At 71.2% G+C, this 17718-nt stretch carries 23 protein-coding genes; 10 read left to right on the forward strand and 13 right to left on the reverse strand.

Going from position 1 to position 17718, the window contains the following annotated elements; all coding sequences use genetic code 11:
* Window positions 1-4: 4 nt before the first annotated feature.
* A complete protein-coding gene (locus KZJ41_RS20285; RefSeq protein ID WP_006940844.1) occupies window positions 5-988 on the reverse strand; it encodes an o-succinylbenzoate synthase in 984 nt (327 codons plus the stop codon).
* Window positions 985-1623 carry a PaaI family thioesterase gene (locus tag KZJ41_RS20290; RefSeq protein WP_050035607.1) on the reverse strand — a complete coding sequence of 213 codons (639 nt, stop codon included), beginning with the start codon at window positions 1621-1623 and terminating at the stop codon, window positions 985-987. Before KZJ41_RS20290 ends, KZJ41_RS20285 begins: the two co-directional genes overlap by 4 nt.
* A 71-nt stretch (window positions 1624-1694) precedes the next feature.
* Here KZJ41_RS20290 and KZJ41_RS20295 point away from each other — a divergent pair, with 71 nt between their 5' ends.
* The 3 genes from KZJ41_RS20295 (at window position 1695) to KZJ41_RS20305 (ending at window position 3537) form a co-directional block, all read left to right on the forward strand.
* On the forward strand, window positions 1695-2588 hold the full coding sequence (locus tag KZJ41_RS20295; protein WP_029545095.1) for a 1,4-dihydroxy-2-naphthoyl-CoA synthase: 894 nt from the start codon (window positions 1695-1697) through the stop codon (window positions 2586-2588).
* 117 nt (window positions 2589-2705) lie between these two features.
* Window positions 2706-3155, forward strand: a complete 450-nt coding sequence (locus tag KZJ41_RS20300; protein WP_157127615.1) for a hypothetical protein — start codon at window positions 2706-2708, stop codon at window positions 3153-3155.
* A 1-nt stretch (window position 3156) separates the two neighbouring features.
* Window positions 3157-3537 carry a VOC family protein gene (locus KZJ41_RS20305; protein WP_006935877.1) on the forward strand — a complete coding sequence of 127 codons (381 nt, stop codon included), beginning with the start codon at window positions 3157-3159 and terminating at the stop codon, window positions 3535-3537.
* 51 nt (window positions 3538-3588) lie between these two features.
* On the opposite strand, the gene KZJ41_RS20310 is transcribed toward KZJ41_RS20305, so the two are convergent.
* From KZJ41_RS20310 to KZJ41_RS20330, 5 genes are all read right to left on the reverse strand, one after another.
* Window positions 3589-3945 (reverse strand): hypothetical protein, encoded by a 357-nt coding sequence (locus KZJ41_RS20310; RefSeq protein ID WP_006935878.1) that lies wholly within the window; start codon window positions 3943-3945, stop codon window positions 3589-3591.
* A 2-nt stretch (window positions 3946-3947) separates the two neighbouring features.
* On the reverse strand, window positions 3948-4691 hold the full coding sequence (locus KZJ41_RS20315) for an ABC transporter ATP-binding protein (RefSeq protein WP_006935879.1): 744 nt from the start codon (window positions 4689-4691) through the stop codon (window positions 3948-3950).
* Window positions 4688-5425 carry an ABC transporter ATP-binding protein gene (locus KZJ41_RS20320; protein WP_006935881.1) on the reverse strand — a complete coding sequence of 246 codons (738 nt, stop codon included), beginning with the start codon at window positions 5423-5425 and terminating at the stop codon, window positions 4688-4690. The genes KZJ41_RS20315 and KZJ41_RS20320 overlap by 4 nt, the downstream gene beginning before the upstream one ends.
* Window positions 5418-7703 carry an ABC transporter permease gene (locus KZJ41_RS20325; RefSeq protein WP_006935883.1) on the reverse strand — a complete coding sequence of 762 codons (2286 nt, stop codon included), beginning with the start codon at window positions 7701-7703 and terminating at the stop codon, window positions 5418-5420. Before KZJ41_RS20325 ends, KZJ41_RS20320 begins: the two co-directional genes overlap by 8 nt.
* Window positions 7704-7788: 85 nt before the next feature.
* Window positions 7789-9207: an ABC transporter substrate-binding protein gene (locus KZJ41_RS20330; RefSeq protein WP_006935884.1), complete on the reverse strand. Its 1419-nt coding sequence runs from the start codon at window positions 9205-9207 to the stop codon at window positions 7789-7791.
* Window positions 9208-9482: 275 nt separating this feature from the next.
* On the opposite strand from KZJ41_RS20330, the gene KZJ41_RS20335 reads away from it, so the two are divergent.
* The 6 genes from KZJ41_RS20335 to KZJ41_RS20360 all read left to right on the forward strand — a co-directional run bounded on the left by KZJ41_RS20335 (window position 9483) and on the right by KZJ41_RS20360 (window position 13766).
* The gene (locus tag KZJ41_RS20335) at window positions 9483-10721 is read left to right on the forward strand and encodes an inorganic phosphate transporter (protein WP_168579898.1); all 1239 of its coding nucleotides are present in this window, start codon (window positions 9483-9485) and stop codon (window positions 10719-10721) included.
* The gene (locus KZJ41_RS20340; protein WP_251549469.1) at window positions 10718-10981 is read left to right on the forward strand and encodes a hypothetical protein; all 264 of its coding nucleotides are present in this window, start codon (window positions 10718-10720) and stop codon (window positions 10979-10981) included. Before KZJ41_RS20335 ends, KZJ41_RS20340 begins: the two co-directional genes overlap by 4 nt.
* Window positions 10982-11021: 40 nt before the next feature.
* Window positions 11022-11360 carry a DUF3349 domain-containing protein gene (locus tag KZJ41_RS20345; RefSeq protein ID WP_006935887.1) on the forward strand — a complete coding sequence of 113 codons (339 nt, stop codon included), beginning with the start codon at window positions 11022-11024 and terminating at the stop codon, window positions 11358-11360.
* A gap of 12 nt (window positions 11361-11372) precedes the next feature.
* Window positions 11373-11672, forward strand: a complete 300-nt coding sequence (locus KZJ41_RS20350) for a DUF3349 domain-containing protein (protein ID WP_006935891.1) — start codon at window positions 11373-11375, stop codon at window positions 11670-11672.
* Window positions 11669-12811: an o-succinylbenzoate--CoA ligase gene (menE, locus tag KZJ41_RS20355; protein WP_251549471.1), complete on the forward strand. Its 1143-nt coding sequence runs from the start codon at window positions 11669-11671 to the stop codon at window positions 12809-12811. The genes KZJ41_RS20350 and menE overlap by 4 nt, the downstream gene beginning before the upstream one ends.
* Before the next feature lie 85 nt (window positions 12812-12896).
* A complete protein-coding gene (locus tag KZJ41_RS20360; protein ID WP_029545112.1) occupies window positions 12897-13766 on the forward strand; it encodes a 1,4-dihydroxy-2-naphthoate polyprenyltransferase in 870 nt (289 codons plus the stop codon).
* A gap of 20 nt (window positions 13767-13786) precedes the next feature.
* Here KZJ41_RS20360 and KZJ41_RS20365 read toward each other — a convergent pair whose 3' ends face one another.
* From KZJ41_RS20365 to KZJ41_RS20390, 6 genes are all read right to left on the reverse strand, one after another.
* The gene (locus KZJ41_RS20365) at window positions 13787-14170 is read right to left on the reverse strand and encodes a phage holin family protein (RefSeq protein ID WP_006935897.1); all 384 of its coding nucleotides are present in this window, start codon (window positions 14168-14170) and stop codon (window positions 13787-13789) included.
* A gap of 51 nt (window positions 14171-14221) precedes the next feature.
* Complete coding sequence (locus tag KZJ41_RS20370; protein WP_161994804.1) at window positions 14222-14776, reverse strand: Clp protease N-terminal domain-containing protein; 555 nt, start codon at window positions 14774-14776, stop codon at window positions 14222-14224.
* A 6-nt stretch (window positions 14777-14782) separates the two neighbouring features.
* Window positions 14783-14998 (reverse strand): hypothetical protein, encoded by a 216-nt coding sequence (locus KZJ41_RS20375; protein ID WP_003937583.1) that lies wholly within the window; start codon window positions 14996-14998, stop codon window positions 14783-14785.
* Between the two features lie 71 nt (window positions 14999-15069).
* Window positions 15070-15807: a 1-acyl-sn-glycerol-3-phosphate acyltransferase gene (locus tag KZJ41_RS20380; RefSeq protein ID WP_251549473.1), complete on the reverse strand. Its 738-nt coding sequence runs from the start codon at window positions 15805-15807 to the stop codon at window positions 15070-15072.
* Window positions 15808-15880: 73 nt separating this feature from the next.
* Window positions 15881-16972, reverse strand: a complete 1092-nt coding sequence (locus KZJ41_RS20385; protein WP_006935906.1) for a PLP-dependent cysteine synthase family protein — start codon at window positions 16970-16972, stop codon at window positions 15881-15883.
* A complete protein-coding gene (locus KZJ41_RS20390) occupies window positions 16969-17304 on the reverse strand; it encodes a DUF4229 domain-containing protein (RefSeq protein ID WP_251549475.1) in 336 nt (111 codons plus the stop codon). Before KZJ41_RS20390 ends, KZJ41_RS20385 begins: the two co-directional genes overlap by 4 nt.
* 162 nt (window positions 17305-17466) lie before the next feature.
* Between KZJ41_RS20390 and KZJ41_RS20395 the strand changes: the two genes are divergently transcribed.
* A complete protein-coding gene (locus tag KZJ41_RS20395) occupies window positions 17467-17676 on the forward strand; it encodes a BldC family transcriptional regulator (protein WP_006935908.1) in 210 nt (69 codons plus the stop codon).
* The last annotated feature ends 42 nt before the right edge of the window (window positions 17677-17718 follow it).

Below are 17718 nucleotides of genomic sequence, written 5' to 3' on the forward strand. Positions count from 1 at the left end.
GCACCTAGTCGAGCGCGGCGCGGCAGCGCCGGACCCGGTCGAACCACCAGCGCACCCGTTCCGGGTCGGCCCGCACGGCCTCGAGGAGCGCCGGATCCGGCGTCACCTCCCCCACCGGGAGCGCCCCGCCGGCCATCGTCCGCGGCGCCCCCACGTCGACGGTGAAGAACCCGCCCGTGCCCAGTCCGCACGCGTACGGCAGCTCGGGCAGCGCGGCCGCCGCGGCCAGTCCGGCACCCATGCCCACGGCCGAGTCGAGCGCGCTCGACACCACCACCGGCACGCCGTGGCCGGCCAACTCGTCGGCCAGCGCCAGCAGCCGTCGCACCCCGCCGAGCGGGGCCACCTTGACCACCGCCACGTCGGCGCCGCCGGCCCGCACCACCCGCAAGGGATCCTCGGCGCGCCGGATGCTCTCGTCCGCCGCCACCGGCACGTCGGGCATCCGGCGGCGCACCTCGACCAGTTCCGGCACCGTCGCGCAGGGCTGCTCGGCGTACTCGAGCGGGCCGTCGGCGACGAGCGCCGTCAGCGCAGCGACGGCCTCGTCCGCGCTCCACCCGCCGTTCGCATCGATCCGCACGTGCGGGACGAGTTCGCGCACCGCCCGCACCCGCGCGACGTCCTGCGCCAGGTCCTGCCCGGGTTCGGCGACCTTGACCTTGGCGGTGCGGGCCCCCGGGAACCGGGCGAGGACGGCCGGCACGTCGCCGGGGCCGACGGCCGGGACGGTGGCGTTGACGGGCACGGTGTCCCGGCGCGGCGCCGGGTGCCCGAGCCACGCGGATTCGAGGGCCGAACGCAGCCAGTGCGCCGCCTCGTCGTCGGCGTACTCGGGGAACGGCCCGAATTCTCCCCACCCGGCGGGACCGCGCACGAGCACGAGTTCACGTTCGGTGATGCCGCGGAACCGCACCCGCATGGGCAGCGACACCACGACGGCCGCGGCGAGGATCTCGTCGACGGCGGGCAGGGCCGCGGCGGTCACGGCTGGCCGGGCAGCAGCTGGATCATCAGGGCCTCGCAGTCGGCGAGCAGCGTGCCGTCGAGGTCGTGCAGCTCGGCCGAGCAGAAGAGCTTGCGCCCCTCGACCCGGTCGACCCGCCCCTCCACGACGAGCTCGGTCTCGAGCGGGGTGATCTTGCGGTAGTTCACATGCAGGTAGCCGGTGCGGGCGATGGGATGGCCGGCCGCGTGGACCACCATGCCGAACAGGTCGTCGAACAGCAGTGGCAGGGTGCCACCGTGCGCCGCGCTGTTGCCGCCGCGGTGGTAGAGCCGGAACGTGCCGCGCGAGCGGACCGACTCCGCGTCGAACTTCTCGATCATCCACGGCGGCATCAGCAGGCTGCCGCGACCGGGCAGGTCGATGTTGAAGCCGGCCGGCGACCTGCCCTCGGGCACGACGTGCGGCTCGAGCAGGTCCCCGAGGGCCTCGGCCTGCTCGATGGCCCGGTCGACGACGTCGTCGGGGATGTGGGTGGAGACGGCGAGATCCTGCAGCCGCCGCAGCGCCTCGACGAAGCGACCGTAGTTCGGTCCCGCCTTCACCGGCGTGTACACCGGAAACCCGCCGTGGTGCTCGTAGTCCGCGTCGACCGTACGGTCTGTCTGCTCGCTCATAGCTGCACGGTATCGCCCGGCGACCGTCGCGTCGGCGCAGAGGGCCGCGACCGGAGTTCTATGGTCGACGGGTGACTTTCAATCCTGAGCTGTGGCGGCCCGTACCCGGGTTCGAGAACCTCACCGACATCACCTACCACCGGCACGTCACGCAGGGCACCGTCCGCGTGGCGTTCGACCGGCCGGAGGTGCGCAACGCGTTCCGGCCGCACACCGTCGACGAGTTGTACCGCGCGCTGGACCACGCCCGCATGACGTCCGACGTCGGCGCGGTGCTCCTCACCGGCAACGGCCCCAGTCCGAAGGACGGCGGCTGGGCCTTCTGCTCGGGCGGCGACCAGCGGATCCGTGGGCGCAGCGGCTACCAGTACGCGAGTGGCGAAACCGCCGACACGGTGGACAGGGCCCGCGCGGGCCGGCTGCACATCCTCGAGGTGCAGCGGCTGATCCGGTTCATGCCGAAGGTCGTGATCGCCCTCGTCAACGGCTGGGCCGCCGGCGGCGGGCACAGCCTGCACGTCACGTGCGATCTGACCCTCGCCTCCCGCGAGCACGCCCGGTTCAAGCAGACCGACGCCGACGTGGGCAGCTTCGACGGCGGCTACGGCAGCGCCTACCTGGCGAAGATGGTGGGCCAGAAGTTCGCCCGCGAGATCTTCTTCCTCGGCGACACCTACACCGCCGAGGAGATGCACCACATGGGTGCGGTCAACCGCGTCGTCGACCACGCCGAGCTCGAGAACGTCGCGCTGGAGTGGGCCGCGAAGATCAACGGCAAGTCGCCGCAGGCCCAGCGGATGCTCAAGTACGCCTTCAACCTCGCCGACGACGGGCTCGTCGGCCAGCAGCTGTTCGCGGGCGAGGCGACGCGGCTCGCGTACATGACCGACGAGGCGGTCGAGGGCCGCGACGCGTTCCTGCAGAAGCGGGACCCGGACTGGTCGCCCTACCCCTGGTACTACTAGGGCCTTCTCGCGCCGAGGGGGAGGTTGTCGCGACATCGCGCGAGTAGCTCCCGCGACAACCTCCCCCTCGGCGCCACAACCTCCCGATTGAAACGGCCCGAATCGGGCACACTCCTGATCATGACGGATCGCGAGCAACCACTTCCCGACCACATCCGGCCCGAAGGCGTGTCCGACGAGACGGTGGCGGCGGCCGGCAAACTCTCCGAAGCGCTCGAAACGGTGGAGCAGGCCCGCGGGAACCTGTACGCCTTCCACCAGCTGATGGGCCGCGCCGACCTGCTGCTCGGCGACGCTGTGGACAAGCTCGCCGAGGCCGGTCACCGCGAACTCGCCGACCGGGTGCAGACGGAGATCGTCGGACGCAACGTCCTCGAGGGACGGTGGACGTTCCAGATCGTGGAGGACTTCGACGACGGGTACTGGACGGAGTTCCGTGAGCTCGAGCGACAGGTGCGCGACGAACTGGTCCGCGGCCGCCGGCATCTGTTCGAGGCCGAGATGAAGGAGCAGCGCCGCACCCACGGGCGACGGGGGCACGAGGCGCGCCCGGCCGAGGAGGGCTGAGATGGAGATCCTCGGCAGCCGGACGATCCTGCGGCCGGGCGACTACGACGCCGCCCTGCGGTTCTACGGTGACGTCCTGGGCCTGGCGATCTACCGCGAATATCCCGGCGGGACGGTGTTCTTCGCCGGGCAGTCACTGATCGAGGTGGCCGCGCACGGCAACACCGGGCGGCCCCAGCACTTCGAGGGTGCGCTGTGGCTGCAGGTGCGCGACGTCTACGACGTCGAGGCCGAGCTGGTGACGAGGGGGGTCCCGATCGTGCGGGGCGCCCGGCAGGAGCCGTGGGGCCTGCACGAGCTGTGGATCGCCGATCCCGACGGCATCCCCATCGTGCTGGTGCAGATCCCGCCGGACCATCCGCTGCGCCGCGACACCCGCTGACCGGTGCGTCCTTCGGGCTGCTGGGACAGCCCAAAGGACGCACCGGCCGCGTCAGCGGCCCGTCAGCGCGGCCGCGATCTGCTCGGTGTGCGCCTGCGACTCGTAGAGCTGGCGCAGCAGCCACAGCCGCAGCACCCGCGCGATCGCGCCCGCCAGAAACAGCGCGGCGCCGAGGATCGCGACGATCAGCAGCGCCGTGGCGAGGATCTGGTACGACGCGATGTTGCGCAGGTCCGCCTGGGTGAGCGAGGCGAAGTAGACGACGAACGCCGCGACGGCACCGCCGATCATCAACACGAGCCCGCCGATGCGCGCGGGACCGTCGCCCTTCGCCGCTCCGGTGTCGAGCTTCAGGTCTGCCGCGTCCTGCCGGAACTTGGCGCGCCGCTCCTCGGTGAGTGCGGTCATGGTCATCCTCCTAGGTAGCTGGTCGAAAGTTCGTGTTCGATGTCTGCGGGATCCCCGACCCGCACGACGCGGCCCTGCAGCATCAGCGCGGCCGACGTCGCGATGGGCAGCACCGCCCGCGCGAACTGCTCGGCGACGAGGATCGACAGCCCGTCGTCGACGAGCCGGCCGACGATGTCGTACATCTCGGTGACGATCCGGGGGGCGAGCCCCATGGACAGTTCGTCGAGCAAAAGCACCGTGGGGTCGGTGCCGAGGGCCCGGGACAGGGCGAGCATCTGCTGCTCGCCGCCCGACATCGAGCCCGCGAGCTGGCCCCGTCGCTTCCCGAGGATCGGGAAGCGCTCGTAGGCGACGGCCTCGAGATCCTTCAGCGACACGCCGGTTCCGGTGGCGACCCACAGGTTCTCCCGGACGGTGAGGTTGGGGAAGATGCCCCGCCCCTCCGGAATGGTGCAGACGCCGAGCCGGGCGAGCGCCGCGGCGTCGACACCGTTGACGACGCGGCCGGCAACGCGCAGCTCGCCGTGCTCGACGGGCAGCACGCCCGAGCACACCCGCAGCGTCGTGGTCTTGCCGCCGCCGTTGGGCCCGAGCAGGGCGACCACCGAGCCCGGCTGCAGCGCCAGGTTCACCCCGTGCAGCACCTCGATGGGTCCGTAGCTCGCCCGCACGTCGACCAGTTCGAGCAGCGGGGCCGGTTCGTCGCCGGGGACGTCGACGAGATCGGTGACCGGTGCGTTCATGCGACCTCCTCGGTTCCGATGTACGCGGCGATCACCGCTGGGTCGTTGCGGATCTGCTCGGGGCTGCCCGAGGCGATGAGGGCGCCGTAGTCGAGGACGTGGATGCGCGAGCACACCCGCATCACGAGCGGCAGGTCGTGCTCGACGAGGCAGATCCCGAGACCGTCGCCCGCGAGCCGGCACAGCAGGTCCGCGAAATCGTCGGTCTCCCGCTCCGTCTGCCCGGACGCGGGTTCGTCGAGCAACAGCACGCGCGGCCGGGTCATCAGCGCCCGCGCGACCTCGACGACGCGGGCGCGGCCGGTGGGGATGTCGGAGACGTCCCGGTCGGCGACGTCCGTGAGCCCGGTCAGCTCGAGCAGCCGGTCGGTCTCGGCGTCGATGTCGTGGCGGGCGCGGGTCGCGGTGCGGTGCATGTCGCCCGCGACCCGCAGGTTGTCGCGCACCGACAGCGACAGGAACAGCTCGAGCCGCTGGAAGGTGCGGGCCAGCCCGCGCCGGGCACGCTTGTAGGGCGCCGCGCGGGTGACGTCGACACCGTCGAGGAACACCTGCCCGGAGGTCGGTTTCTGCAGCCCGGTGACGGTGTTGAACAGGGTGGTCTTGCCGGCGCCGTTGGGCCCGATCAGGCCGGTCACGGCGCCTGCGGTGACGGCGATGCTCACGTCGTCGACGGCGGTGTGACCACCGAACCGGACGGTGACGCCCCGGGTCTCGAGCAGGGTGTCAGACATGCGCGCTCAGCTCCTTCGCGACGGTCGCGGGCGGTTCGGCCGCCGGATGGGTGGGCCGTGCCGCGGGCAGCCCCAGTTCGCGGTCGAGGCGGTAGCGGCCCTCGGCGGTGTACGGCTCGTCGAGGCCGACGAGTTCCGGCGGGGTGGTTCGCCGGCGGGCCAGCTCCTCGGGGTCCAGGACCGCGCCGGGCATCAGCCATTCGCCGATCACCGGGAGCAGGAACACGATCGTGATGGTCAGCGCCGCGAACCACCAGTTGCCCAGGACGCCCGTCAGCGCCAGGACGTAGAGCACCGCGATCACGGCACCGCCGCCGTAGAGGACCGGCCGGGCGGACAGCAGACGGCGGTAGCCCTCCACCATCTGGTGCACGCTGCCCGACGGGTTGTGACCCACCCCGATGCCGATGAGCGCGGGGCTGACCGCGGCGATGTTGCCGAGCAGCAGGTACAGGCCCTCGAGCTCGGGCTGCGTCTTCGCGAGGTTGTTGAACGAGACCATGATGACCGCGAACCCGACGCCGGCCATGAGGCCGCCGAACAAGGCCCCGCTGACGTAGCCGATGCCGGCCACCACGGTGAGCATGAGCAGGGTGAGGCCCACGATGATGCTGAAGTTCTCGCCCGCGACCGCCCCGGTGGCACTGGACATGAGGACGCCGCCGAGACCGGCGATGGCGGCCGAGAGCATGAAGACGCTCAGCTTCAGGGTCACCAGGTTCTGTCCGAGCATGGCCGACGCGGCGGGGCTGTCCTTCATCGCCGCCAGGCGACGTCCGTAGCCGCCGTTGCGCAGGGCGACGACGCCGACACCGAGCAGCGCGAACAGGACCGTCGCGGTCATGAGGAACGTCGTCTCGTCCTGCAGGTCCAGCGGCCCGATCCGCAGCGGCGGGATCACGAGTGAGCCCCCGGTGAAGATCGAGAACTTCACGCCGAACAGTTCGTGCTCGGTGGTGTCGCGCAGCACCATGTTGGAAACGAAGACGCCGAACGCCATGGTGGCGAGCGCGAGGTAGAGACCGCGCAGCCGCAGGGCCGGAAGCGCGACGAGCCCGCCGACGAGCGCGGTGACGGCCACGGCCAGCAGCACCCCCCACACGGTCAGACGCTGGTCGAGACCGGTGCCGGTGATCCCGAAGTGGAACACGACGATCGTGGCGATGGCCCCGAACGACAGGGGTGCGAGGTTCATCTCGCCCGCGTACCCGGTGAGCAGGGTCAGCGACAGCGCGACGATCGCGAAGGTCATGCCCAGCGTGAACGTGGTGATCGCGGATTCCACCATGAGCAGGCGGACGAGATAGACGACGGCGACGAGCGCAACCGCCCACACGACGGCCTTGCGCACGCTCGGCACGTGGTAACGCTCGCGGGTACGCATCGCCGCGCCGCGCAGCCGGTCCTGGGGCAGGACGATCAGCACCACGAACAGCGCCACCATCGGCAGCGAGACCCGCAGGTTCGACGTCCAGGCCCAGGACGAGGGTGCGTAGCCGATCAGGTAGGCGCCGGCGAGGCCGAGCACGAGGGCGCCGACGAACGTGCGCGGGATCGAGCTGAGCCGGCCGAACATCGCGGCCGCGAACGCGTCGATGACGAGCAGGGTGAGCATGTTCGCCTCGAGGCTGCCGCCACTGATCGGGGTGATCAGCACCCCGGCGAGGACGGCGAGGGTGGAGCCGAGCGCCCACGAGAACGCGGCGATCCGTTCGGGGTTGTGGCCGTTGAGCCGCAGCAGGTCGGGGTCGTCGACGACGCCGCGCATGGTGGCGCCCATCCGGGTGCGCTGGAAGAGCATGCGCAGGCCGACCGCGATCCCGATGGCCGCGACCACGCACAGGATCTCGTGGACGCGGACGAACGCGCCGAGCACGCTGATCCCGGCGTCGTCGCCGAAGAACATGCCGAGCGAGCGGGGCTTCTCGGGATGCCAGAACCACTGGGACAGGAACAGCATCCCCAGCATGACCGAGACGGTCACGACGATCTTGGTGACCTCGGCGGTGTCCCGCAGGCCCCGCATGATCACGACGTACAGCGCCAGGCCCATGAGCGGCCCCGCGAGGAACAGCACCACGAGCAGGGCCAACGGGACGGGCAGTCCCCAGCCGGCCGTGAGCTGCCAGTAGAGGAACGCACCGAGCATGGCCTGGGCGCCGTGCGCGAAGTTGAAGATTCCGGAGGTGTTGTAGGTCAGAACGAGCCCGGAGGCCGCGATCGCGTACACGGACCCGAGCACGAGGCCCAGGATCGTGAACGTCACGAATGTGTCCATGGTGAAGCCCTGTCGGTAGAGAACCGGTCGTGGGGAGGCGGGGCAGTGCCGTGCGGGCACCGCCCCGCCGGTCGGTGCAGGCCGGTCAGTCCTGCGGCTTGATCACGTTCGGGTTCATGAACTTGGTGGCGATCCGGTCGGGTCCGAGTTCGGTGCCCCACGTCTCCGGGGCGGTCTTGACGAGGTACGCGTCGTTGCACTCGAACTCGGCGGCGGTCTGCGGGAACGCCTGCGTGTAGGTCTCGCCCGTCAGCGTGACCGTCAGACCGCAGCTGGCCGGCATGTTGGCACCCGGGTCGGTCACGGCGTGCAGTCCGCCGCCGTCCCACTCGTGGATCTGCGACAGCTCGTCGATCATGCACTGCCGGGTCAGGTCGGAGCCGCACTCCTTCGCCGCGGTCGCCCACAGCAGGAACGACGAGGTGGCCTGCATGCCGAGCAGCGCGGTCTTGCCGCCCTTCTCCCCGACGAGGTCGAGGTACTGCTGCACCGCCGGCACCTTGTCCGCGTTCTCGAGCATCTGGAAGGTCATGCCCGCGTGCAGGTTGTCGAGCAGACCGCCGGCGTTCGCCTCCTCGACGGTCTGGCCGTACCAGGTCGCCTCACCCATCAGGACGGGATCGATGCCCACCTGGTCGAGCGCCTTGAAGAAGTTCAGCTCGTTCGGCACGGGCGACCGGGAGGTCCACAGGCCCTCGACGCCGCACTCCTTGAACTTCTCGGCGAACGGGACGTAGCTGGCCTCGCCGTCGTAGTTGATGGTGACGCCGCAGTTCTTCAGCTCGAACCCGGCGGCCTCGGCGATCGAGCGCACCTTGGTCAGCGACGTGATGATGGTCGGCATCGTGCTGCCGACCAGGTCGAACTTGTCCTTCAGGTCCGGCCGCAGCTGCGCCATCTGGAACCATGCCGAGCCGTTGGCGTAGTCCACCGGGAACGGCACCCCCTGATAGGTCATGGGGCCGTTGGCCGCCTCCGGCGACACCGTGAAGCCGGGCACCGCGGCGAGGTTGCAGGCCACGCGGGTCTGCTCGGCGGTCTGGTCCATCGCGAAGCCGTGACCGACCATCATGAACTCGGAGCGGCACGCGTCCTGCATGACGGAGTTGGCCTGGGTCATCGCTGCGTCGTAGTCGGTGCCGACGATCGTGCGCCCATTGATGCCGCCCTGGGCGTTGCACCAGTCGATCATCGCGGAGACGGCGTCCGACATCTCCTTGTTCAGGCCCGGGCTCTTGGCGTAGCCGCGGTCGTCGCCGTAGCCGATGCGGATCTCGGTGTCGGTCACGCCCTGGTCGGTGGCGCCCGCGGCGTCCCCCTCCCCGCACGGTGAGTCCAGGGTGCCGAATTTGTCCACCGCGACGGTATCGGCCGCGGCGGCCCCGGTCCCGGTCGCGCCGGCCCCGCCCGACGGGTCGGCGCCGCGTTCGCCGGCACAGGCCGAGAGCAGCGCCGCGGACGCCGTCAGCGCCAGCACGGTCCTGGCGAGTGTGTGCTTGTTCAAGGTCGGGTGTCTCCTTCGTCGCGGGGCTCCGTCCGGCGGAAGCTCCGGGGCGGTGTACTGCGGCGAAAGCTAGCCAGGGCCGGGAAGGGCGGGACGAGAGATTCCCGTTCAGTGAGACCTGCCGTGAAGCCGGTCACACGCTCCGCGCCGAGTGAAACTCCACACAGCGGGGAACCGGCGCACGCGGGCTGCCACCACCGGAAGGAGCCGGGGTGTCCGCGTTCACCTCGCCGTCGCTGTACTTTTACCCACCGGCTACCTCACAATCGGCAGATGTGACCGCAGAGCTTGTCGTCCTCCTGGTGGTGGTAGTCACTGCCCTCGCATTCGACTTCACCAACGGCTTCCACGACACCGGGAACGCGATGGCGACATCGATCGCCACCGGTGCCCTGAAACCGAAGGTGGCGGTCGCCCTCTCCGCCTCGCTCAACCTCGTCGGCGCGTTCCTGTCCGTCGAGGTCGCCGCGACGGTCGCCAAGGGGGTGGTCAACCTGGGCAGCACCGGCGGCGAGGCACTGCTGCTCATCGTGTTCGCCGGTCTCGTCGGCGGCATCCTGTGGAACCTGGCGACGTGGCTGTTCGGCCTGCCGTCGAGCTCGTCGCACGCACTGTTCGGCGGCCTCATCGGCGCCGCCCTCGCCTCCCTCGGGATCGACGGCGTGGTGTGGGACGGAGTGATCGGCAAGGTGATCATCCCGGCGCTGCTGGCGCCGGTGGTGGCGGCACTCGTCGCCACGGTCGGCACCTGGTCGGTGCACCGCATCACCCGCACGGTGCCCGACGAGACCCGCGGTCACGGCTTCCGCATCGGCCAGATCGGTTCCGCCTCCCTGGTGTCGCTGGCGCACGGCACCAACGACGCGCAGAAGACGATGGGCGTGATCTTCCTGGCGCTCGTCGCGCACGGCAGCCTCACCGCCGACGCGGAGATGCCGTTCTGGGTGAAGCTCTCCTGCGCCGTCGCGATCGCCCTGGGCACCTACCTCGGTGGCTGGCGCATCATCCGCACCCTCGGCAAGGGACTGGTCGAGATCGCACCGCCGCAGGGCATGGCGGCGGAGTCGTCGTCGGCCGCGATCATCCTCACCTCGAGCCACTTCGGTCTGCCCCTGTCGACCACCCACGTGGCGACCGGTTCGATCCTGGGGTCCGGACTCGGCACCCGCTCCGCGAACGTGCGCTGGGGCGTCGCCGGCCGCATGGCCGTCGCCTGGCTGATCACGCTGCCGTCCGCGGCGCTCGTCGGCGCGGTGTGCTGGGGTCTGGCCCACCTGATCGGCGGCCTGCCGGGCGTGATCGTGGTGTTCGCGGTGCTGTGCGCGCTGTCGCTGCTGATGTACCTGCGGTCACGCCGGCAGCCGATCGACGCCTCCAACGTCACCGCGGAATGGGACGGCAAGCTGGCTCCGGCTCCGGCTCCGGCTCCGGCCCCGGCCCCGGCCCCGACCCCGGCGCCGGCCCCCGAGGACGTGCCGGCCGCACCGACCACTCCCACGGAGGGACGCCCGTGAACCTGTTGACGAACACCCTGAGCTCGCTGTGGCAGGTCGTCCTCGTCGGCCTCTTCTTCGGAGCGGGCCTGCCGGCCGTCTTCGCGCTCGGCATGCGGTCGCTCGTCGCGGGGCGCGCCGGAGAGCAGTCCCGGCCGAACCCGCTCGGCATCGCCGGCGCCGTCGTCTGCTTCGCCGTCGTGCTGATCGCAATCGTCGCGGGGATACTGTTGCTGGCTTCGGACTTCCTGTCGAGCACCTTCGGCATCGACGTCTTCTGAGCCACCGCTGTCCCGCCGTCCGACCCACGAAAGAACCGCATTGCCCAAGTACTCGCTCCGTTCGGTCCTCGACTGGCTGCGCGCCGGTTATCCGGAAGGCATCCCGGCCAAGGATCACTTCGCGCTGCTTGCCGTGCTGCGGCGGCGCCTGACGGACGAGGAGATCGCCGAGGTGTGCGAGATGTCGATCGCCACGGCGCACGAGCACCCGGAGCGCTGTGTCGACTACGACACGCTCGAGCAGATCATCGCCGGGGTGCTGAACGAGGAACCGGCGGAGGAGGACCTCGAACGGGTCGCCGGGCGCCTCGCCGCGGGAGGCTGGCCGGTGGTCGCCGAGGACGGGACCGTGGTGACCGGCGACGACGGGACGGACTGAGGAGGTGCCCCCGTGACGCTTCCGCCGTTCCTCACCTCGATCATCGAGTGGCTGCGGGCCGGCTACCCGGAGGGCGTGCCGGAACAGGACTACGTGCCCCTGTTCGCGCTGCTCAGCCGGCGGTTGTCGGAGGACGAGGTCGACCAGGTGGCGCACACCCTCGTCGACGACGGGGACCTGCCCATCTCGAAGACGGACATCGCCGTGCTGATCACGAAGATCACCAACGAGATGCCGCTCGAACAGGACATCGATCGGGTGCGCCGGCACCTCGAGACCGGAGGGTGGCCGCTCACCGGCCCCGCCACATGAATCTCGAGGTGCTGCCCGTCCCCCCCGGCGACGCCGTGCGGGAGGTGCTGCCCGCACTACGGCGCATGCTCGACGGCGACGGACCGGCCCTGCTCCCCGTGCCGGTCGCCGACGACCGGGAAATCCGGAGACTGACCGAAGCGCTGCGCCCGGGCGAACCCGTCGACGACGGCATCGGCCTGGTCGTCGCCACCTCGGGCACCACGGGCACCCCGAAGGGCGCCCAGCTGACCGCCGGGGCGCTGCGGGCCAGCGGTGACGCCACCCACGAGCGCCTCGGCGGACCCGGCTCGTGGCTGCTGGCGCTGCCGGCCCACCACATCGCCGGGATGCAGGTGCTGCTGCGGGGCCTGCTCGCGGGAGCCGGGCCCGTCGTGATCGACGTCGCCGGCGGCTTCGATCCGGATCGGCTGCCGGCGGCGGTCGCCGCCATGCCCGGTGGGCGGCGCTACACGTCGCTGGTGCCCACGCAGCTGATCAAGGCCCTGGACCACCCGGGTGCCGTCGCGGCCCTCGCCGACCTGGACGCGGTCCTGCTGGGCGGGGCCGCCACGCCCGCCCCGATCCTGCGCCGTGCGCAGGACGCCGGGATCACCGTCGTCCGCACCTACGGGATGAGCGAGACGTGCGGCGGGTGCGTGTACGACGGGGTCCCACTGGCCGGGACCACGGTCCGGGTCGACGCGCAGTCGCGGGTGTGGCTCGGCGGGGCCACACTCGCGCGCGGCTATCGCGGTCTGCCCGATCATCCGGCGTTCGCCGAACCCGGCTGGTTCCGCACCGACGACGCGGGCGAGCTCGCCGACGGCGTCCTCCGCATCCTGGGGCGCCTGGACGAGGCCATCTCCACGGGCGGCCTCACCGTCGTGCCGCAGGTCGTCGAGGCCGTCCTGCTCGAGCACCCCGCGGTACGCGAATGCGCCGTGATCGGGCTGCCCGACCCCCGGCTCGGTCAACGGGTGGCGGCCGTCGTCGTCCCGGAGGGCGGCGCTTCCCCCACCCTCGACGACCTGCGAGCCTGGACCAGCGCGACGCTGGACGTCACGGCGGCGCCGCGGGCGCTGCACGTCGTGCCGGCCCTGCCGTTACGCGGCCCCGGCAAGGTGGACCGGCGGGCACTGGTCGCTCGGTTCTCGTAGGCCGACCGGGTTCGGGCGAGCGAATGTATCGCTCATCTCCTCGGGCCGACGGCATGGCACATTCGCTCGATGGCAGGATCGACGCATGGCAACCGCTGGTCAATGGCTCGAAGGCGCCCGTCCGCGCACCCTTCCCAACGCGATCGCGCCCGTCGTCGCCGGCACGGGGGCGGCGGCCGCGCTCGACGGCGTGGTGTGGGGAAAGGCTCTCCTGGCGTTGGTGGTCGCCCTGGCGCTGATCATCGGGGTCAACCTCGCCAACGACTACTCCGACGGCATCCGCGGGACCGACGACGACCGCGTCGGGCCGCTGCGGCTGGTGGGATCCGGGGCGGCGTCGCCGGCGTCGGTCAAGCGGGCCGCGTTCGCGTGTTTCGGAGTGGGCGCGGTGGCCGGGATCGCCCTGGCGATCACGAGCGCGTGGTGGCTGCTCCTGGTGGGCGCGGTGTGCATCGCCGGCGCCTGGTACTACACGGGTGGCCGCAACCCCTACGGCTACAGCGGGTTCGGCGAGATCGCCGTGTTCGTGTTCTTCGGGCTCGTCGCCGTGCTGGGCACGCAGTTCGTGCAGGCCGGCCGGGCCGACTGGGTCGGGCTGGCGTGTGCGGTGGCGGTGGGCTCGTTCTCGAGCGCGGTGCTGGTGGCGAACAACCTGCGCGACATCCCCACCGACACCGTCTCGGGCAAGCGCACGCTCGCGGTGCGGCTGGGCGACCCGCGGACCCGGACGCTGCATCTGATGCTGCTGGCCGTGCCGTTCGCGGCGTCGCTGGCACTGGTGGCGCGCACGCCGTGGGCGCTGGCGGGCCTGCTGGCGCTGCCGTTCGCGGTGCGCGCCCACGCACCCGTGCGGTCCGGCAGCCTGGGGTTGAGCCTGATCCCCGCGCTGCGGGATTCGGGCCTGGCGATGCTGGTGTGGGCCGTTGCGACCGCAGCCGCCCTGTTCCTGGCCTGAGGCGTCCCGCGCCCGGAACTTCAGTCCCGGTCGGGCACCAGCACGCCGAGCACCCAGTTGACGATCGAGATGATCAGCGCGCCCCAGAACGCGGTCCAGAAGCCCTCGACGGTCAGGCCGTAGTCGGTGAACTCGCTCAGCCACGCGGTGAGCAGGAGCATCAGGGCGTTCACGACGAGGGTGAACAGCCCCAGCGTCAGGATCAGCAGCGGCAGCGACAGCAGCTGCACGAGCGGCTTGACGAAGGCGTTGACGACGGTGAAGACGAGGGCGATCACCAGCAGGGAGATGATCTCGTTGGCGGCGCCGGTGCCGGAGCCGGTGAAGTCGATGCCGGAGACCCACTGGGCCGCCAGCCAGATGGCGACGGCGTTGAGGACCAGCCGGACCAGGAAGTTGATCATGCCGCCACTGTCGCACATTCCGGCCCCGGCGCGCGGTCGGGAACCGGTCGGTCAGGCGGCGCGACCCGGGTAGTCGCGCAGGCGGTCGCGGAGCGCCCTGCGGGACACGTGGGACTCGACGAGCGTGCAGGCGCGGTCGTCGTCGGAGCGCAGTATCCCGAGCAGGAGGTGCTCGCAGCCGATGACGCGGTCGCGGCGCGCGAGGGCTTCCCGCAGGGCGAGCTGCAGGGACTTCTTCGCGGCAGGATCGAACGGAAGGTGGCCGGCAAACGGCCCCCGCCGGTTCCGGCCGAGTCCGCGGTCGAGGACGCCCTCCCCGAAGGTCTCCTCGAGCCGGGCCCGGACGGAATCGAGGTCGATGCCGATGGCCCCGAGCGCGGCGGCGTCCTCGTCGCCGAGCACCCCGGTGTCCCGGGCGAGTTCGCTGCGCACGGTCTCGGCCGTGAGGCCGACGTCGGCGAGCAGGTGCCGCAGCGTCACGTCCGCGGTGACGAGGAGGCCGAGCAGCAGGTGGGCCGGCTCGATGCGGGGAGCGTTCAGCTCCCGGGCCTCCGCCTGCGCGGTGACGACGGCGGCTCGTGCGCCGGCGGTGAATCGTTCGAACACGGCGGATCACCCACGCTTCCGGTTGTACTTCTGGTGGACGGCCTGCCTGCTCACCTCGAGCGCATCGGCGATCGCCTGCCACGACCAGCCCTGCCGGCGGGCGTTGTCGACCTGGATCGCCTCGAGTCGTTCGAGCAACCGTCGCAGGGCCCGCACGGCCCGCAATCCCTCTGCGGGGTCGGGGCTTCCGGCGGCGGCGGCGAGTGTGGTGGCCTCGGTCATACCGTCAATTTACGTTGACAAGCGGGCGGGCGTCAAGAAAAGTTGACGCGCCGGGCCGGGGCGCGACCGGTTCAGTACCGCGCGACGGCGCCGTCCACCGCACGCTGCAGCTCGTCCTGCACCAGGCGCGTGACGTCGCGGACCTTACCGTCGAGGTCGGTGACCGGCTCGGTGAGGAACACGCTCGCCGGGCGTGACGGGTCCTTGCCGGGCCCGTAGCCGATGCCGACGCACACCAGCGCGGGCCGCGCCCCCAGATCGCGCGAGCGGCGGACGATGTGCCCGATGCCGGTCCCGAGCGGCTGCAACCGGGTCGGGTCCCCCTCGTTGCAGGTGCCCTCGGGGAAGATCGCGACGCTGTCGCCGTGATGCAGCCGCGCGGCGGAGACGTCCATCATCCGGCGCCCGGCATCGGAGACCGCCCGCAGGCCGTGGTTCTTGGCCCGGAAGACCGGGATCCCGCCCATCATGTCGATCTTGCGACGCTGCGACTCGTCGGCGAACAGCTCGTCCTTCGCCAGCACCCGCGTGCTGCCGATCACCGGGCGCAGCGGGGAACGCCACGCCGTCGCCGCGAGGACGTACTGATCGCTGTGGGTGAGGTGGTTGGCGACGATCAGGAGGGGCGTGCGAGCCCGGATGAGTTCGCGGAGGCGATCGCGGACCCCGTCGTCGCAGCACACCCGGGGGCGGTACCGGGCGGCGAGTAGGGCGTAGGCCGCCCGGGCGACGGGCCGGCTCTGCCGGTGCTCGAGGTAGAAGTCGTAGACGGCTTCGTAGTTGTCCAGGGCCACGACGGGGCGTTCCATGCCCCCACGATACTCAACCTACGACACCGTAGGCTACGGCCTCGTAGGGTCGGGTGCGGCGGGCCGCGACGGCTCAGGCCTCCCACCTGCCGGTGTCCGCGAACTTCTCGAGTGTCGCGGTCGGGCCGGCCAGATCCATGCCCTCACCGGCCACCCAGCCGTCGTCGAAGTAGGTGCCCGCGTAGCGTTCCCCGCCGTCGCACAGGAGGGTGACGACGCTGCCGCGCCGGCCGTCGGCGATCATCTCGGCGATCAGGCCGAACGCACCCCACAGGTTGGTCCCGGTCGAGCCCCCGACGCGGCGGCCCAGGCTCTCGCTCGCGTGCCGCATGGCGGCGATCGACGCGGCATCGGGCACCCGGATCATCCGGTCCACCACCTGGCCGACGAACGACGGCTCCACCCGGGGCCTGCCGATGCCCTCGATCCGCGACGGCATGCCGGTGGTGTAGTCCACCGAGCCCGTCTCGTACCCGCCGTAGAACGCGGAGTTCTCGGGGTCGACGACGGCCAGCCGGGTGCGGTGGCGGCGGTACCGGATGTACCGCCCGACGGTCGCGCTGGTGCCGCCGGTACCCGCGCCGACGACGATCCACTCCGGGATCGGATGCTCCTCGAGCTGCAACTGGGTGAAGATCGATTCGGCGATGTTGTTGTTGCCGCGCCAGTCGGTGGCCCGCTCGGCGTGGGTGAACTGGTCCATGAAGTGACCGCCCAGCTCGACGGCGAGCCGGCGTGCCTCGGCGTAGATCTCCGGCGGCCGGTCGATGTAGTGGCACCGCCCGCCCTGCGCCTCGATGAGCGCAACCTTGGCGGGGCTGGTGTTGCGCGGCATCACCGCGACGAAGTCGAGGCCGAGCAGCTTCGCGAAGTATGCCTCGCTGACGGCGGTCGAACCGGACGACGCCTCGACGATCGGGGTGTCCTCGCGCACCCAGCCGTTGCAAATGGCATAGAGGAACAGCGACCGCGCGAGCCGGTGCTTCAGGCTGCCGGTGATGTGCGTGGACTCGTCCTTCAGGTACAGCTGGACACCCCACCCGGGAGGCAGCGGATAGCGCAGCAGGTGCGTGTCGGCGCTGCGTTGGGCGTCGGCCTCGATCAGCTGGACGGCACGGTCCACCCAGTCCCGCGACGCGCTGCGATCGACGACGCCGTCGCTCACCTACGATCCTCGCCGCGCAGGCGGGCCTGCAGGTCGGCCCGGTCGGCGCGGCGGCGCGCGTCGACGGACGCGATACTCTCGTTCACCCGGCGGCGCAGCGGCGCGAACACGACGAGCGAGAGCGGCAGCGCGATCAGCACCGCGAAGAGCGCGGCGACCAGCAGGGGGATCTCCACTCCGAACAGGCGGGGCACGTAGAGGATCACCACAGCGAGCACGAGGACGAGAGCCAGCCGGGCCAGCGAGTAGAGGGCGACGTCCCGGGCCAGGGTGCCCTTGCCGGTGCCGGTGTTGCCGGGCTGGCCAGGACGGTTCTGCGATGCTTCACTCACCCGTCCAGGGTAACCGCCGCGCGCGGGCACCCTGCTGGTCGACCGTCCGTTTTGTCTATTACTTCCGCTTTACCAACCGTAGACCGTTCGAGCAACCGGGGTATTCGGTGTCAACATGGCCACGTCGATCCGAACGAGACGAAACACCCGGAAGGACCATCGATGAGCGCACCCGCATTCAACGGCGCGAAGGAATCGCTGCTGACCCCCGGCCAGGTCGCGGCCCTGTTCCACGTGGACCCGAAGACGGTCACCCGCTGGGCCCACGCCGGCCGGCTCGGCTCGCTGCGCACCCCCGGCGGTCACCGCCGCTTCCGGGAGTCCGAGGTACTCGCGCTGCTGCGCTCCCTCACCACCGAAGCCACCCGCTGATCCGAGGAGACGGAGGCATCGTCGGGGACCCAGGCCACATCT

It is taken from the genome of Rhodococcus sp. 11-3 (genome assembly GCF_023704055.1).
Lineage (GTDB): Bacteria > Actinomycetota > Actinomycetes > Mycobacteriales > Mycobacteriaceae > Rhodococcus > Rhodococcus aetherivorans.